General features: G+C 60.4%; 11 protein-coding genes. 10 read left to right on the top strand and 1 reads right to left on the bottom strand.

Annotation, left to right across the window (positions count from 1 at the left end; translation table 11 throughout):
• Positions 1 to 93: 93 nt before the first annotated feature.
• The 6 genes from HDE79_RS16540 (at position 94) to HDE79_RS16515 (ending at position 7,024) form a co-directional block, all read left to right on the top strand.
• Positions 94 to 390, top strand: a complete 297-nt coding sequence (locus HDE79_RS16540) for a DUF4190 domain-containing protein (RefSeq protein WP_184603458.1) — start codon at positions 94 to 96, stop codon at positions 388 to 390.
• Positions 391 to 396: 6 nt separating this feature from the next.
• The gene (locus HDE79_RS16535) at positions 397 to 1,173 is read left to right on the top strand and encodes an SDR family oxidoreductase (RefSeq protein WP_184603456.1); all 777 of its coding nucleotides are present in this window, start codon (positions 397 to 399) and stop codon (positions 1,171 to 1,173) included.
• A gap of 101 nt (positions 1,174 to 1,274) precedes the next feature.
• Entirely contained in the window at positions 1,275 to 2,042 is a 768-nt protein-coding gene (locus HDE79_RS16530; RefSeq protein WP_184603455.1) for a class I SAM-dependent methyltransferase, read from the top strand.
• Positions 2,043 to 2,044: 2 nt separating this feature from the next.
• Positions 2,045 to 3,082 carry a quinone-dependent dihydroorotate dehydrogenase gene (locus HDE79_RS16525; protein ID WP_184603453.1) on the top strand — a complete coding sequence of 346 codons (1,038 nt, stop codon included), beginning with the start codon at positions 2,045 to 2,047 and terminating at the stop codon, positions 3,080 to 3,082.
• A 31-nt stretch (positions 3,083 to 3,113) separates the two neighbouring features.
• A complete protein-coding gene (murB, locus tag HDE79_RS16520) occupies positions 3,114 to 4,148 on the top strand; it encodes a UDP-N-acetylmuramate dehydrogenase (protein ID WP_184603674.1) in 1,035 nt (344 codons plus the stop codon).
• 170 nt (positions 4,149 to 4,318) lie between these two features.
• A complete protein-coding gene (locus HDE79_RS16515; RefSeq protein WP_184603451.1) occupies positions 4,319 to 7,024 on the top strand; it encodes a pitrilysin family protein in 2,706 nt (901 codons plus the stop codon).
• Positions 7,025 to 7,074: 50 nt separating this feature from the next.
• On the opposite strand, the gene HDE79_RS16510 is transcribed toward HDE79_RS16515, so the two are convergent.
• Entirely contained in the window at positions 7,075 to 8,334 is a 1,260-nt protein-coding gene (locus HDE79_RS16510; protein WP_184603449.1) for an MFS transporter, read from the bottom strand.
• Between the two features lie 135 nt (positions 8,335 to 8,469).
• Here HDE79_RS16510 and HDE79_RS16505 point away from each other — a divergent pair, with 135 nt between their 5' ends.
• The 4 genes from HDE79_RS16505 (at position 8,470) to HDE79_RS16490 (ending at position 17,056) form a co-directional block, all read left to right on the top strand.
• The gene (locus tag HDE79_RS16505) at positions 8,470 to 9,276 is read left to right on the top strand and encodes a helix-turn-helix transcriptional regulator (protein WP_184603447.1); all 807 of its coding nucleotides are present in this window, start codon (positions 8,470 to 8,472) and stop codon (positions 9,274 to 9,276) included.
• 195 nt (positions 9,277 to 9,471) lie between these two features.
• Complete coding sequence (gene ppk1 / locus HDE79_RS16500) at positions 9,472 to 11,640, top strand: polyphosphate kinase 1 (RefSeq protein ID WP_184603446.1); 2,169 nt, start codon at positions 9,472 to 9,474, stop codon at positions 11,638 to 11,640.
• A 596-nt stretch (positions 11,641 to 12,236) separates the two neighbouring features.
• Positions 12,237 to 16,622, top strand: coding sequence for an RHS repeat-associated core domain-containing protein (locus tag HDE79_RS22165; protein ID WP_184603444.1), 4,386 nt, complete (start codon positions 12,237 to 12,239; stop codon positions 16,620 to 16,622).
• Positions 16,619 to 17,056, top strand: coding sequence for a hypothetical protein (locus HDE79_RS16490; RefSeq protein ID WP_184603442.1), 438 nt, complete (start codon positions 16,619 to 16,621; stop codon positions 17,054 to 17,056). The genes HDE79_RS22165 and HDE79_RS16490 overlap by 4 nt, the downstream gene beginning before the upstream one ends.
• The last annotated feature ends 58 nt before the right edge of the window (positions 17,057 to 17,114 follow it).

Below are 17,114 nucleotides of genomic sequence, written 5' to 3'. Positions count from 1 at the left end.
TATCTGTAATGGCGATAGAGAAAGGCGGATGATGCATCGTCCGCCTTTCAGTCACGAAGGCGTTGTTCCCACCCGGCATCCGTGAGCTAACCGATGAGCTATCAACCTTCCTACCAGTCGACTACTACCAGCACGCTGGCGATCGTCAGCCTGGTGTTCGGCATTCTCACCTGGTTGCTGCTGCCGTTTATCGGCGCGATCGTGGCGATCGTCTGCGGCCATCTGGCACGCAGCGAAATACGCCGCGCTCCCGCAGGAACCGTAGTGGAAGGTAATGGGATGGCGATCGCTGGACTGGTACTGGGCTATGTGCATCTGGCTTTTGCGGTGTTGGCAGTGCTGGTGATTATTGGCGTGCTGTTCCTCAGCGTCGGCACGTTCTGGCACTGATTTGTCATGGCCGAGCTATCGCCATCCAGTCCGTTTGATTATCGCGATTATCGCGTCGTCATTGCCGGTGGTAGCCGCGGTATCGGTCGCAGCATGGCGCTGGCGTTCGCGCAGGCCGGTGCTGCCGTGTCGATCTGCGCACGTGGCGAAGCCGCATTGGAAGAGACCCGTAAACAGGTGGCCGAGTTCGGCGGCGTTACCCATGCACAGCGCTGTGATCTCGCCGAGGCTGCTCACATAGATGGCTATATCGCTGGCGCAGCTGACGCGCTGGGCGGTATCGACGTGCTGATTAACAACGGCACCGGCTTTGGCTTTGGCGATGACGAAGAGAGCTGGGCGTCCGGCATCAACGTGGATCTGCTTGCTGCCGTTCGCGCCTCACGTGCGGCGCTGCCGTTTCTGCAGGCTTCGTCGCATGCGTGCATCCTGCACACCACGTCGATCGCCGCGCTGCGTCCTCGCGGCAGCGGCGCGCCATATGCTGCAGTGAAGGCGGCACTGACGCACTACACGGGTTCGCAGGCGCTCGTGCTGGCAAAGCACGGCATTCGCGTCAACGCGATAGCGCCCGGTTCGATCGAATTCGCCGACGGTCTGTGGGAGCGACGCAGTCACGAGGCGCCGGAGGCCTATCGCGCCACGTTGGCAAAGATTCCGTTCGGTCGCTTCGGCAAGCCGGAGGAAGTGGCGCATGCGGCGCTGTTTCTGGCATCGCCTTACGCGGCTTGGATCACCGGCCATACACTGGTGGTTGACGGCGGCCAGATGCTCAATGGCTGAGCACGCATAAAGAGTTGCATGAAGTTTGGAGTCGATGAAATGCCCGATTCAAATAAACGCGGCCAAATGAAACAAGGTCAAATAAAACGCGGCCAAATAAAATGACCAGCCTGCAATCTACAGCGCGTTTCAGCGATCGTGTCGATGACTACGTGCGCTATCGCCCCGACTATCCAGCTGCGCTGCTCGACTGGCTGCAGCGCGAGCATGGTGTCAGCACCGATTGGCTCGTCGCGGATATCGGCGCCGGCACCGGCATCTCGTCGAAGATGTTGCTCGATGCGGGTTACCGCGTGATTGCGGTCGAGCCGAATGCGCCGATGCGCGCGGCGGCGGAAAAGTGGTTGGGCGGCAACGCCCATTTCAGCACCATCGATGGCCGCGCCGATGCTACTGGCCTGGATGACGCCAGCGTCGATCTGGTCACGGTGGCACAGGCGTTTCACTGGTTTGACGAGGAAACGACGCGGCGCGAGTTTGCGCGCATTCTCAGGCCCCGTGGTCTGGCGGCGATCTGGTGGAACTCGCGCCGACTCACCGGCACGCCGTTTCTGGAAAGCTACGAGTTGCTGCTGCAAACCTATGGTACGGATTACACCAGCGTTGCCGAGCGCTATGCCGATGATGCACGTATGCGCGCATGGTTCGGCAAGGGCTTTGTCGGCAGCGCCCGTTTCGCGCATAGCCAGCAGCTGGATTTCGAGGCGCTGCGCGGGCGGCTGATGTCATCGTCGTATGCGCCGAAGGAAGATCATCCCAAGCATGCGCTGATGCTGAAGGCGCTGCGCGAATTATTCGATGCCTGTACCGAGCACGGCACGATAAGCTTCGACTACGACACCCGCGTGTTCGCGGGACACCTGGCCTGAACATGTACGATTTTTTGCGGCCCCTGCTGTTCAAGCTCGATCCCGAAGTCGCGCATGGCCTCACCCTTTATGGCTTGGGCGTGGCTCAGCGCAGCGGCTTCGCGCACTGGCTGGCCAAGCCGCCGGCTGACCTGCCGACGACGGCCTTCGGCATCACGTTTCCCAATCCAGTGGGACTCGCGGCGGGTCTGGACAAGAATGCCGACCATCTCGATGCACTGGCCACGCTGGGTTTCGGCTTTATCGAAGTGGGTACGGTCACGCCGCTGCCGCAGCCGGGCAATGACAAGCCGCGCATGTTTCGGCTCGCAGGACATGAAGCGATCATCAATCGGCTGGGCTTCAATAACGGCGGTGTCGAGGCATTGGTAAGCAATGTGCAGAAGGCGGCATATCGCGGCGTGCTCGGCATCAACATCGGCAAGAACAAGGACACGCCGAACGAGCGGGCCGTCGACGATTACCTGATCTGTCTGCGTCGCGTGCATCAACACGCCAGCTACATCACGGTGAACATTTCCTCGCCGAATACGCAGGGCCTGCGCGACCTGCAGGAAGAGGCGACGCTGCGGCGCTTCATCACCACGTTGCGTGAGGCGCAGGAGCAACTCGGCTCACAGCAGGGCAAACGCAAGCCGATGCTGTTGAAGATCGCACCGGATCTTGCCGAAGCGGAACTCGATGCAATCGCCGAGGTGCTGCTCGATACCGGCATCGACGGCGTCATCTGCACCAACACCACGATCGACCACGCATCGGTGACCGACGACCCGCAGAGCGCCGAGATGGGCGGCCTTTCCGGCAAGCCCTTGTTCGATCGTGCCACGGCGGTGCTGGCCGGTATGAGCAAACGGGTGCAGGGGCGCATTCCGCTGATCGGCGTGGGCGGTATCCTCGATGGTAGCAATGCCACCGAGAAAGTCGAGGCCGGTGCGGCCCTTGTGCAGATTTATTCCGGGCTGATCTATCGCGGCCCGCAGCTGGTTAACGAATGCGTCGATGAAATGCGTCGGCAGAGGGAAGACTCGCATGCCGGTTGAGCGCATGAACAGGTCGCCGCAAGGTACGGATATGGGCGGCTACACGCTGATCGAAAACGCCTCGCTGGCGACACGTAATACGCTACGCGTTGCAGCAAAGGCCAGCCTGTTGGCAGAAATCCGCGACGCGACCAAGCTACCCGAACTGCTGCAGTTTCCGGCCATCCGTGATCGCCCGCTGCTGGTGTTGGGCGAAGGCAGCAACGTGCTGTTCACCGGCGACTTTGACGGCACCGTACTCGTGATGGCCACCCGCGGAGTCCAAGTTGAGAGCGATGGCGACAGCGCGCGCATCGCGGTGGCCGCAGGCGAACGCTGGGACGACTTCGTGCGCTGGACCCTGGGCCAGGGTTACGCGGGCATGGAGAATCTCATCCTGATTCCCGGCACGGTCGGGGCGGCTCCGATCCAGAACATTGGCGCTTACGGTTGCGAAGTGGCCGAGTTCGTCGAGAGTGTCGAGGCGTGGGATATCCGCGAGCATCGCGTGGTGACGCTGGATCATGCCACCTGTGCATTCGCCTATCGCGACTCGCTGTTCAAGCGTGAGCCGGGTCGTTACATCGTCACCGCCGTGCGCTTTGTGCTGCCGCGCCAGCGCGAACTGCGCACCGACTACGCAGGCATCCACGACGAGCTGCAGCGCATGGGCGTGGACAAGCCCGCGCCCTTCCATGTGGCTGAAGCCGTGGTGCACCTGCGCACGAAAAAATTGCCTGACCCGGATGTGATCGGTAACGCCGGCAGTTTCTTCAAGAACCCGATAGTCGACAGCACGTTGGCCGAATCGCTGGCACGTGAGCATGCGGGGCTGGTGTCTTGGCCGGCGGGCGAAGGCCGCAACAAACTGTCCGCCGCGTGGCTGATCGAGACGGCCGGCTTCAGGGGCCTGCGTGAAGGCGATGCGGGCATCTCCAATCGCCACGCGCTGGTGCTGGTCAATCACGGCAAGGCCAGCGGTGAGCAACTTTGGGTGCTGGCGCAGCGCGTGATGGACGGTGTGAAAGCAAGCTTCGGCGTGCAGCTGGAGCCGGAACCATTGGTAATCGGTGCACGCCACAGTTAGCCATCGAAATGCTTAACCGGTGAATACGCGCGTCGTGCAAACATGTCTTATGGCACACGGACTGGAGACGCGGGACACCCAGAATCGGCAGGCTCGTCCCCGATTCATCAACGCAAGCGCTGCGGCGAACACCGCACCACAACCGGCAAACTACAAGGAATCACAGGCTAATGACGTTGAACAAGCTCAAACCCCTGACATGGAGTGTGTTGCTGGGTATCGGTTTGCTGGGTGGGGTGGCGCATGCCGCTGACGCCGCAGCGCCAGCCGCTGCCAGCGAAGCCGGCAACGTCACCCGCGCCACACTGAAGAACGGTTTGCGCGTGGTGATCGTGCGCGACACGCTGGCGCCGATGGTGACCACCCAGATCACCTATCTGGCCGGTGGCTACGAGACGCCGAAGGGTTACCCCGGCACCGCGCATGCGCTGGAACATATGATGTTCCGCGACAGCACCGGCATGACTGGCGCGCAGTTGAACGAGATGACCGGCAAGATGGGTGGCGACAACAACGCCTTCACCACCAACGACGCGACCCAGTATTACTTCGTGGCACCGTCGGCCTACCTCGACATCTTGTTGCACATCGAAGCCACCCGGATGCAGGGCTTGCTGGTCAGCGACAAGGACTGGGGGCTGGAGCGGGGCGCGATCGAACAAGAGGTGTCGCGTGATATTTCCGATCCCGGTTTCCTGGCGTTCGAGAAGGCCGAGGGTGCGCTCTACGCCGGTACCGGCTACGAGGCCGATCCGCTGGGTACGCGGCCGACGTTCGACAAGACCACCTCCGGCGTGCTGAAGCAATTCCACACCGATTGGTACGTGCCGAACAATGCGATCTTCGTGATTGTTGGTGACGTCGATCCGCAGGCCACGCTGGCCAAGGTGCAGCAACTGTTCGATCCGATTCCTCAGCGCGCCACGCCGGCGCGCGTGCCGATCAAGCTGAAACCATTCAAGCCGCAGACCATCGCCAGCAGTACGCCACAGGGCACTGGCTCGGTGCAATTTCTGTATCGCATGCCGGGTATGCAGACGAAGGACTACGCGGCGGCACAGGTACTGATGGACGTGCTGAGCAATGCGCGCAGCAGCCTGTCCGAGCTGGCGGCGCAGGGCAAGGTGCTGACGGCTGATGCACAGATGCAACCGTTCACTCGCGGCGGCATCGGCGTGGTCGAGGCCAGCTTTCCCAAGGGCGGCGACGCAAAGCAGACGCAGGCCAGTCTCGATGCAGTCGTCGCACAGCTGCTCAAGGACGGCGTATCACCCGAGCTGGTCGATGCCGCGAAGCGCTCCGAACTGGCCCAGGCCGAGTTCAACAAGAACAGCGCGGTGACCCTGGCCAGCGCATGGTCGCAGGCACTGGCATGGCAGGGCGTGGATTCACCCGAGGCGGCCGAAAAACTGATTGCCGCCGTGACGGTCGACGATGTCAACCGTGTGGCGCGTGAGTATCTGAAATCGCATCAGCGCATCACCGTGGTGCTGACGCCGAGCGATGACGGCAAGCGTCCACCGGACAGCAGCGGCTTTGGCGGTACCGAGTCGTTCGGTGGCGACGACAAGCTCGATGCACCATTGCCGGAATGGGCCGAAAAGGCGCTCGGCACGTTGCAGATGCCGCATTGGACGTTGGCGCCTACCGATATGACGCTGGCCAATGGCCTGCGTTTGATCGTGCAACCGGAAAGCATCAGCAAGACGGTAACCGTGGTCGGCCACGTCGATCACGATGCCGGTCTGCAGGAGCCGGCGGGGCAGGAGGGTGTCGGTCGACTGTTGGCTTCGCTGTTCGATTACGGCACCACCAACCTCGATCGCACCGCCTTCCACAAGGCGCTGGATGACATCTCCGCCACGGCGTCGGGCGGCAGCGATTTCAAGCTCGCCGTGCCAAGCGGCGCATTCGACAAGGGCATGCAGCTATTGGCCGACAACGAGTTGCATCCGGCGCTGCCGCCACAGGCGTTTGAGGTGCAGCGCAGCACGCTGGCGCGTACGCTCGCCGGCGAGATCGAATCGCCCGAGTACAAGATGTTCCACGCGTTGACCAAGGGCATGTTGCCGGCCGGCGACTCCGGCCTGCGCGAGGCATTGCCGACCACGGTGAACGCGCTGACCCTGCCGAACGTAAAGAGCTATTTCGACGCGACCTATCGTCCCGACCTGACCACCCTGGTCGTGGTCGGCGATGTGACGCCGGAACAGGCCAAGGCCACCGTCGAGAAATATTTCGGCGACTGGAAGGCCAGCGGACCCAAGCCCAATGTGATCCCGAAGCCCGTGCCGCTGCATCCGGCCGCCTACACCGTAGTCAATAACTCGTTCGCATCGCAGGACCAGGTGTTGATGGGCCAGATGCTCGATCTGAACCTGACCAATCCCGACCGCTACGCGATGAACCTCGGCAACGACGTGCTGGGTGGCAACGGCTTCGCCTCGCGTCTGATGGTGGACGTGCGGGTCAAGCACGGCTACGCCTACGGCGCCAGTTCCGGCCTGCGTTTCAACCGCTCACGCTCGATGTTCTTCGTGGAGTACGGCAGTGATCCGGGCAAGGTTGCACCGGTCGATGGTCTGATTCGGCAGAACCTGGCCGCGATGCAGAACACACCGGTGAAGCCAGAGGAGCTGGTCAACGCGCGCCAGTTCGAGATCCGCTCGATTCCCCTGGGCGTGTCCAGCGTTGATCAAATCGCCAGCTCGCTGGTGGGCTGGGCTTACAAGGGTCAGCCGCTGGATGAGCCGATGGTGGCCGCCAAGTACTACCTCAACCTCACCGCACCGCAGGTGCAGGACGCGTTCAAGAAATACCTGCAGCCGGCGCATATCGTGCAGGTGGTGCAAGGGCCGGCTCCAGCGACACATTGATCTGACACGCACAACAAACCGGCCCGCCATGACAGCGGGCCGGTTTTATTTCAGACGGCAGACAGTTTGGCGTGTCGAGGTCGCTCAAGGTTCGGCAGAAACACGGTGATCAAGCCCATCAGCGGTAGATACGCGCACAGTCGGTAGACATACTCGATGCCATGGCTATCAGCCACATGCCCCAGCACCGCCGCACCTATGCCGCCCATGCCGAAGGCGAAGCCGAAAAACAGCCCGGAGACCATGCCGACGCGACCGGGAATCAGCTCCTGCGCATAGACCAGGATCGCTGAAAACGCCGAGGACAGGATCAGTCCGATGATCACGGTCAGCACGCCGGTCCAGAACAGGTCGACGTGCGGCAGCAACAGGGTAAACGGTGCGACCCCGAGAATCGATGCCCAGATCACCCATTTGCGCCCGATGCGGTCGCCGATCGGGCCGCCAAACAGCGAGCCGGCCGCCACCGCAAACAGGAACACGAACAGATGCACCTGTGCGCTCTGCACCGACGCTCCAAACTTGTGGATCAGATAAAACGTGTAATAGCTGCTGAGGCTGGCCAGGTAGAAATACTTGGAGAAGATCAGCAAACCGAGGATGCTCATCGCCAGCACCACTTTGCTCACGGGTAACGCGTGTACCACCACAGGTGCGCGCCGCCCTTGCTGTTTCACATGCTGGTGCCGATACCAGCGACTGACTTGCAGCAGCACCACGATTGCCAGCAATGCCGCCAGCGAAAACCACGCCACGCTGCCGCGTCCGTGCGGCACGATGATCCAGGCCGCCAGCAGCGGCCCCAGCGACGCACCGGTATTGCCGCCGACCTGGAACAACGACTGCGCCAAGCCGTGACGTCCACCCGAGGCCATACGCGCCACCCGCGAGGATTCCGGATGAAACACCGACGAGCCGGTACCGACCAGCGCGGCCGCCAGCAGCAGAATGGGGAAACTCGGTGCCACCGCCAGCAGGATCAGGCCGCACAGGGTGAAACTCATGCCCAGCGGCAGCGAATACGGCATCGGCCGGCGGTCGGTGAACATGCCCACCAACGGCTGCAGCAGCGACGCGGTGAGCTGGTAGGTCAGCGTGATCAGTCCGATCTGGCCGAAATCGAGCGCGAAATCGTGCTTGAGGATCGGATAGATGGCGAGGATCAACGACTGGATCATGTCGTTGAGCAGATGTGAAAAACTGATGGCGCCGATGATGCCGAAATTGGTGCGATCCCGCGCCGCCGTTGTGGTCTGAACAGGTGTAACGGGTAACGACGACAAGGGAATGGGATCAACGCGCGTCTGCATAGTCAACTCGATGGGGGTAAATAGCGGAACAAGGCTCGGTCGCGGCCATTGCGCGATCGGGTGCATCACCATAGAGTTCTGTGCAGCGGCCCGCATTCACGTATGGGCCAATAATCATCGAATTCGGGCCAGACCATGCGCAATACCCGTATCGACCCCTACGAAGACACGCCGCGCGACGTGCTCGCTACCGCCAACGATTACCCGACTCACGACTTGCTGCCGCCGCATGCGCACCGACGCGGCCAGTTGCTGCATGCCGTCACTGGCGTGGTCACCGTGCATACGGCAGCGGGCAGCTGGGTGATGCCGCCGCAGCGTGCGCTGTGGATCCCCCCGGGTGTCGTGCACGAGGTGCAAATGCGCGGTCCGGTGTCGATCTTCAGTGTCTACGTGCACCACACTGCTGCCGAGGCGGCCGGTCTGCCCGCGACATGCCGGGTGATCGAAGTATCGCCGCTGCTGCACGCCCTGTTGCTGGAAGCGGTCGACTTGCCTGCCGAATACGCCCTGGATGGTCGCGATGGGCGGGTGATGGCCTTGTTGCTGGACGAGATCCGCAACATGCCCGAGCTGGCGCTGAGCACGCCGCTGCCGCACGAACGTAGATTAGCTTCACTGTGCCGCGCCCTGATCGACGCGCCCTCGCTGGAGATCGGCATCGATCAGATGGCGACCCGCGCCGGCATGAGCCGACGCAGTTTCACCCGGTTGTTCCGCGCGCAGACCGGCATGAGCTTCGCTGCCTGGCGCCAGCAAGCTTGTCTTCTGGCCGCGTTGACCCGGTTGAATAGTGGCGAATCGATCACTCAGGTAGCCATGGATCTGGGTTACGCCAGCGCCAGTGCGTTTACCGCCGCATTCCATCGTGTATTGGGTGCCGCACCCAGTCGCTATCTGGCATCCCACGAACGCATCGCTCGCACCAGAGCGGATAGCTGATCGAGGCATGTCGTGCTAACCAGCATTGCATGGCGCAAGGTCATCCGCCTGTCAAAGTACTGCGGCAAGCTGAGTACGTTATTAACTTGCCTTGCGGTATACCGCACTTGCACGCGACAGCGGGTTACCATCCCTCCAGCTGCAACCACGGGCCGGACACACGACCTGCCTGACGGACTATATGGATTTGTACCGATGAACACTCGCATTATCCGCGAGGCCTTGCCGACCGACGCCTCCGTGCCTGCTGCCAACGACGGCGAGCCGTCGGTGCCGATGCCGATCGATCTGACCGACAAGCGTCTTTACATCCATCGCGAGCTGTCGCAACTGCAGTTCAATATCCGTGTGCTGGATCAGGCGCTCGACGAGCGCACGCCGCTGCTGGAACGGCTGAAATTCCTGCTGATTTTTTCCAGCAACATGGACGAGTTTTTCGAGATACGCGTGGCCGGCCTGAAGGGGCAGATCGCACTGGATCACGAGCTGATCGGTCCCGACGGCATTGCCCCGCGTCATGCGCTGGCCGAGATCAGCGAGATCGCGCATCGGCAGATCGAGCGACAGTACTCGATCCTCAACGAACGCATTCTGCCGGCGCTGGTCGAGCAGGGCATCCGCATCGTGCGTCGCCTGCAGTGGTCGCACAAACAGAAGCTGTGGGTGCGTCGCTATTTCCGTGAAGAAGTCGCACCGCTGATCACGCCGATCGGGCTGGACCCGACTCATCCGTTTCCACTGCTGGTCAACAAGAGCCTCAACTTTATCGTGCGACTGGAAGGCGTCGATGCGTTCGGCCGTGATTCCGGCCTGGCGATCGTGCCGGCACCGCGCGTGCTGCCGCGTTTGATCCGCGTGCCCGATGCCATCAATGATGGTGGCGACAAGTACGTGTTGCTGTCGTCGATCATCCACGCCCATGTCGATGAATTGTTTCCCGGCATGAAGGTACTCGGCTGCTACCAGTTCCGTCTGACACGCAATGCCGATCTCACGCTCGACCCGGAAGATATCGAGGATCTGGCCCTCGCGCTGCGCGGCGAGTTGTATTCGCGCCGCTTCGGTGATGCGGTGCGATTGGAAGTGGCGGACAACTGCCCGAAAGAACTGACCGACTACCTGCTCAAACAATATGGCCTGGCCGAGTCCGAACTGTATGAAGTAAATGGTCCGGTCAATCTGGCGCGGCTTTTTCGCATCGCCAGCGAAGCGGGTTACCCGAACCTGCAATACCCGACGTTTACGCCGACGCTGCCAAAGGTGCTCAAGCACACCGAAGATTTGTTTCAGGTGATCGGCAAGCAGGACGTGCTGCTGCTGCATCCATACGAATCGTTTGCGCCGGTGGTCGATCTGTTGCGTCAGGCTGCCAAGGACCCGCAGGTGCTGGCGATCAAACAGACGCTGTATCGCACTGGCGCCAAATCCGAAATCGTCGACGCGTTGGTCGACGCGGCCCGCGCCGGTAAGGAAGTGACTGCCGTGGTCGAGCTGCGCGCACGTTTCGACGAGGAGTCGAATCTTTCGCTGGCCTCGCGTCTGCAGCAGGCCGGCGCGATGGTGATCTACGGCGTGGTCGGGGTAAAGACGCATGCCAAGTTGATGCTGATCCAGCGTCGCGAAGGCAGCGAGCTGGTGCGTTATGCGCATCTGGGTACCGGCAACTACCACACCGGCAACGCGCGGCTTTACACCGACTACAGCCTGCTCACCTCCGACCAGGTGTTGTGCGAAGACGTGCACAAATTGTTCAGCCAGCTCACCGGCATGGGCAAGGTGCTGCGCATGAAAAAGCTGTTGCATGCGCCGTTCACTTTGAAGAAGACACTGCTCGAACTGATCGCGCGCGAAACCGCCAATGCCGAAGCCGGCAAGCCGGCGAGGATCATCATCAAGGTCAACGCGCTGACCGAGCCGAAGCTGATCCGCGCGTTCTACAAGGCCAGCATCGCCGGCGTGTCGATTGACCTGATCGTGCGCGGCGTCTGCTGCCTGCGGCCGGGCGTGGAGGGCGTGTCTCAGAACATCCGCGTGCGATCGATCATCGGGCGCTTTCTCGAACACAGCCGCGTGTACTGGTTTGCCAACGATGGCGAGCCGTTGCTGTATCTGGCCAGCGCCGATCTGATGGAGCGCAACCTCGATCGCCGCGTTGAAACCGCGTTCCCGATTCAGGGCAAAAAACTGCAGCAACGCGTGCGCAACGCGCTGGATCTTTATCTCACCGACAACACCAGCGCGATGCTTCTGCAGCCCGATGGCCAATATGTGCGTGTACCGTTCGCCGAAGGCGATACGCCGCGCAACGTACAGGCCCATCTGCTGGAAAAGCTCTGCAACGTCGGGGCGTCGGTCGCTCACTGACGCGTGCAATGCGGGATGTTTATGGCCTGGTTTTCATCATCGCCTGATGACGAAAGGTCGATCAGATAGAGGCGTGTTACACCGTGCCAAGCGTTCCGCGGCAGCATTTAAACTAATGCATTTGGATACGTAAGTACGTCGGTGTAAACCCGCGAAAAGATTCGCTTGCTAGTCAAGAATGGCTGGCTGTGTCGGCGTAACCTTACGTGACGACGCGCAACATTCTTACGTCAGGCGCTTGCTATAAAACACCACAGCTGGTTCGATAGTTTTCTTGCAAGAAAACTGTCTTGCAACGCTGCTATAAACTTTTCGGAAGGGGTGCTCGCGAAATCCGCGGGCCATAATTAAACGCCGCAATGGCGATCAGGGAGAAGCGTATGTCAAGGATGGCGCGGATACGAGGTCGTTTGAGTACGCCGTATACGGCATTTCTGCTACTTGTCCTGCTGCTGCAGTTAAGCGGTTTGGGGTGTCCGATAAGCGGTGCTCAAGCCCAAAGCAATAATGCGGGGCCGGCTTACTCTTATGTGCCCGATGACAGCAGTCCAAATAGCGGAAAGGTCTATGGCCCATTTCCTTCGCTCCAGTCGGCTGTGCAATCGGCGACGCAGTATTATACGGCCCTTGACGGCCCCAGCGGCACCAATCCGAAAGCAAGTTGCCATATCATATATAGCCCTTACACTTATTATTACGGTGGATTAGAAGGCTTTGTCGAATATACCGCGAGTCCCGGAAATACCCAGGCGTTTTGTCAGGTAGATGGCAATGATTTTGCCGAAGTTTTTGCCTCTTTCGTAAACTATGATCCGGGCAAAAACGCGGGTACCTGCGATTGCGATAAAAGTGGCAACGGCCAGGTAGGAGCCACCAGCACGGGGTCGTCGGTAAAGTCGGACCCCGTCAACACCGCCACTGGCAACAAGTTCGAGCAAGAAACCGACTATCCGGCGCCGAGCGACTGGCTCACCCTGCGGCGCTTCTATAACAGCCATGTCGCCGTTGTACCGACGGGCTTAGGTACCTCGTGGCGCCATTCGTTCGATCGCTCGCTGATCATCAATTCAACGACCTCCATCAATCTGTTTCGCCCCGACGGGCGCTACGAGTTGTTCCAGAAGGCCAACGGCGCATGGACGCCCGATGCCGATGTGGCCGATACCCTGACCGAGCAAGACGACAGTAGCGGCACGCCGACCGGCTACAGCGTTTTCGTAGCGGGGCCCCGTCAGACCGAGCAGTACTCCGCTGCTGGCTTGCTGCAATCCATCACCGACCCCGACGGTAAGGTCACCACGCTCACCTACAGCACGGCCAGCACGCCAGCCTCGGTCGCCCCTGCGGCGAATCTGCTGCTTACGGTGACTGACCCCCAGGGGCGCGCACTCAACTTCACCTACAACAGCAACAGCCAACTGGCGACGGTGACTCAGCCGGATGGCGGCGTGCTGACCTATGGGTATGACACGAGTGGCAATCTGAATTCAGTACAGTACCCCGACGGTAAGACGCGCCAGTACACCTATAACGAATCCACGCTCACCGGCGGCGCCAATCTGCCCGGTGTATTGACCGGCACCATTGACGAGTCCAGCACGCGTTACGAAAGCACGACCTACAACAGCAATGGCTGGGCTACGTCCGTCTATCACGGCGCGGCTGGCGCCGGCATCGATCTAACCACCTTCGTCTATGGCACCACGGCTGGCGCTGGCACGACGCTGACCACGCCGCTTGGTGCCGTGAGCAACCTGGGCTACCAGAACGCGCTCGGCGCGCTCAAAGTCAGCGGCAGCTCGGCGCCCTGCGGCGACGCCTGCAACCAGCCCTGGTCCGCCCAGACCTATGACGCCAACGGTTATCCCAACACGGTGACGGACTGGAACGGCAACGTCACCCAGACGACGTACGGCAGCAACGGCCTGCTGGGTACGGAAGTCGATGCCTCCGGCACGGCCGCTCAACGGACCACGACGACGATATGGAATAACACGCTCCGCGTGCCGTTGAGCCAAACCGTGCTCAACGCGGCCGGCACCACCGTCGCCTCAACCGCCTGGGTCTACAACGCCGTCGGCCAGACCCTGGCGCGTTGCGACATCGACCCGACCGTCGCCGCTGCCGCGTCCTACACCTGCGCCACCAGCGGTACGGTCCCTGCGGGCGTACGTCGCTCCAGCTACACCTACTGCACCGCCGTCGATACCACCCAGTGCCCCCTTGTCGGCTTGCTGCTGACCGCCACCGGCCCGCGCACCGATCTGACCCAGACCACCACTTACACCTACTACCTCACCGACAGCAGTACGTCGCAGCATGGCGACCTCCAGTCCGTCACGGATTCCCTGGGCCACACCATCACGTATCTGAGCTATGACGGTGTCGGTCGCGTGCTGAGTCAGCAGGATGCCAATGGCGTCGTCACGACCTTCACCTACTATCCGCGTGGCTGGCTACATACCCGCAGCGTGGGCAGTGCCACCACCACGATCACCTACACGCCCTACGGCGCCGTGGCGACGGTCACTGACCCTGACAACATCACCACCACCTACAGTTACGATACCGCCCACCGCCTGATCCAGATCAAGGATGCGATGGGCGCCTATCTGGTGTTCACGCTCGATGCGGCCGGCAACCGGATCAAGGAACAGGCCTTTGACAGCGGTAACGGCGTGCGGCGCACGTTTACGCGCCAGTTCAACACTCTGGGTCAGCTCGTCGACGTCATCGACGGCCTCAACCACACCGTGTTCAATGCCAGCGCCAGCGGCAACTACGATGGCAACGGTAACCTGGTGCATTCGGTCGATGCCAACAGCATCCAGCGGCAGCAGGGCTACGATGCGCTGGACCGCCTGACCAGCACCATCGATGACTACAACGGCACCGACAGCCTCACCCCGAACACCACCAGCAAATTCGGCTATGACGCCCTGGATCGCCTCACCGGTGTCACCGACCCCAGCAGCCTCACCACCAAGTACACCTACGATGGCCTGGGCAACCGGACTGCCCTGCAAAGCCCCGACACCGGCACCAGCACCGACACCTATGATGCGGCCGGTAACCGGCTGACCCACACTGATGCCAAGGGAGTGGTGAGCACCTCGACCTACGATGCGCTCGATCGCCCTAGTGCCACCACCTACGCCGACACCACCCTCAACGTCAGCTACACCTACGACGAGGCCAACAGTGTCACCGGCTGCCCGACCTCGAACCCGGTCGGCCGCCTCACGCGTGTCATCGAGAACGCCGTTACCACGATCTATTGCTACGACACGCACGGCAACGTCACCCAGAAGCAGCAGATCACGCCCAGCGCCACAAACACCACGCAATACACCTATTCGCCCGGTGATCGCCTGCGCACTATCCTGAGTCCGGATGGCACCTCGGTTTACGATCTCTACAACGCCGACGGCCAGGTCAGCAGTGTGCAGTCCACGCCCTCGGGCGGCAGTAACACCATCCTCGTCAGCGATGTCGCTTACCTGCCGTTCGGTCCGGTGCTGCGCTACACCCTGGGCAACGGTCAGCTGGTCACGCGTAGCTACGACGCCAACTACGCGCTGAGCGACCTCACCAGCCCAGCGCTGAATCTGCACTTCGCGCGCGATCCGATGGGCCATATCATCGCTGAGGGAAATGCCGCTGGCGCTAGTCCGGCGACGGAAACCTATAGCTACGACCCGCTGTATCGCCTGACGGGAATTACCGATGGCACCACATCGATCGAAGGCTTGACCTATAACGAGACCGGCGATCGTCTGACCAAGACGGGTAGTGGTCTTGATGTAGGCACCTATGCGTATACCAGCGGCACCCATCAGCTCAGTAGCATTGGCAACGCGGCGCGCACGGCGGACGCCAACGGCAACACCACCGCCAGCACCAGCGCCGGGCAGACCTGGGGCTACGGCTACAACGGGCGTAACCGCCTCACCGTGGTGCAGGCCAGCGGATCGACGGTCGGCACCTACACCTACAACGCAATGGGCCAGCGCATCCAGAAGGTAGCCACGGCGCCGGCCGCGCTTACCCAGCGTTTTGCCTACGACGAGCAAGGCCATCTGATCGGCGAATACACCTACAGCAGCCACCGAGACACGATTTGGCTGGGCGACATTCCGGTCGCTACGGTCGACATCGTCGGCACGACCAACACGGTCAACTACATCACCGCCGATCAACTGGGCACGCCACGGGCGGTGAGCAACACTGCGGGGACGACGATCTGGTCGTGGCCTTACGTCGCCAATCCGTTTGGAGAGGTCGCGCCGACTTCGACCACGGGTTACGTGCTCAATCTGAGGTATCCCGGCCAGTACTTCGATATTGAGTCAGGCTTAGTGGACAATATCAATCGAATTTACGAACAGGGTTCTAGTCGTTACTTACAATCCGATCCGTTGGGTCTTATGGCGGGCATGTCCACTTATGCGTATGTCAGCGGAAATCCCCTGTCGAGCATAGACCCCAATGGGCTATTGGCGACGGTCCGAGTAAGCGGCAACACTGTTACGGTGACTATACCAATGAGCTACGTCGGGCCTGGAGTGACGCCTGAACTCACGGCACTGTGGAATCAATCCATTGCGCAAACATGGTCGGGGACATTTGGTCAATATAACGTGACAACAACTGTAATACCTGGTGGCCCTGGTATTGCGAACACAAATACAATAACCGTTCCGGCCGGAACAGGGCGATCCCAAACTATCGTGGACGGTAATACCGGCACTTGGTATGCAGATGATCAATTGGGAAAACCCAATCCATGGACTGCTGCGCATGAAGCCGGTCATTTAATGGGTCTTGAGGACCAGTACATAGATTTTTGTTCGAATGGAAAGACTATATCTATGCCGTATTGGGGGTTTGATAACGATATTATGGGTGCTTTCGGCGCCCCGGTTACCTCTTCGGATATACAAGGGGTCATTAACGCACATAAACATTGGTGGCAGCGATGAAATACGCACCCTCTCTAGTTTTTGCTATTTTACTTCTTTGCGGGAGTTCCGCAGTGTCGGCAGAAGATGCTTGGCTGCAGTCCGCACCAACTAAATTTTGGGGAAAGGATTGGCGAAAAATTCCAGCAGCTAGCTATCTTGACCTTGGCAATGACCCCGTTGCAGTAAATATGCTTAAAGACGCAAAGTTCATCGTTGACACAAGCACTTCAGGAAAATCATTGTCTTTGAATTGTAAACTACCAAGCAAAAGATACTTGATTCGATCCTTATTTTTAGACAATCTGAATAATGCTGTATACGAGAGCTCGAATGGCTTAATTATAACTGCTGGTTCATTCTCTGAGCCTCATGAACCATCCAATGGAGCTATCGCAATTTGCCTGATTGGCGATCCCGTTGATGTGCGTGGGAATACTGGATTTGCGAAGTAAATGAGTCAAAGTCTTTTATGCCGATGTATTACATGAAATAAGCTAATTACTTTGGTTA

Source organism: Rhodanobacter sp. MP1X3, assembly GCF_014207165.1.
In the GTDB taxonomy this organism is placed as follows: Bacteria; Pseudomonadota; Gammaproteobacteria; order Xanthomonadales; family Rhodanobacteraceae; genus Rhodanobacter.
This window is presented reverse-complemented; position numbering and strand designations above follow the sequence as displayed.

Bases quoted from the DNA above. Each gene is read 5' to 3' on its own strand.
- HDE79_RS16540 (WP_184603458.1), top strand. From the start codon at position 94: ATGAGCTATCAACCTTCCTACCAGTCGACTACTACCAGCACGCTGGCG.
- HDE79_RS16535 (WP_184603456.1), top strand. From the start codon at position 397: ATGGCCGAGCTATCGCCATCCAGTCCGTTTGATTATCGCGATTATCGC.
- HDE79_RS16530 (WP_184603455.1), top strand. From the start codon at position 1,275: ATGACCAGCCTGCAATCTACAGCGCGTTTCAGCGATCGTGTCGATGAC.
- HDE79_RS16525 (WP_184603453.1), top strand. From the start codon at position 2,045: ATGTACGATTTTTTGCGGCCCCTGCTGTTCAAGCTCGATCCCGAAGTC.
- murB (WP_184603674.1), top strand. From the start codon at position 3,114: ATGGGCGGCTACACGCTGATCGAAAACGCCTCGCTGGCGACACGTAAT.
- HDE79_RS16515 (WP_184603451.1), top strand. From the start codon at position 4,319: ATGACGTTGAACAAGCTCAAACCCCTGACATGGAGTGTGTTGCTGGGT.
- HDE79_RS16510 (WP_184603449.1), bottom strand. From the start codon at position 8,334: ATGCAGACGCGCGTTGATCCCATTCCCTTGTCGTCGTTACCCGTTACA.
- HDE79_RS16505 (WP_184603447.1), top strand. From the start codon at position 8,470: ATGCGCAATACCCGTATCGACCCCTACGAAGACACGCCGCGCGACGTG.
- ppk1 (WP_184603446.1), top strand. From the start codon at position 9,472: ATGAACACTCGCATTATCCGCGAGGCCTTGCCGACCGACGCCTCCGTG.
- HDE79_RS16490 (WP_184603442.1), top strand. From the start codon at position 16,619: ATGAAATACGCACCCTCTCTAGTTTTTGCTATTTTACTTCTTTGCGGG.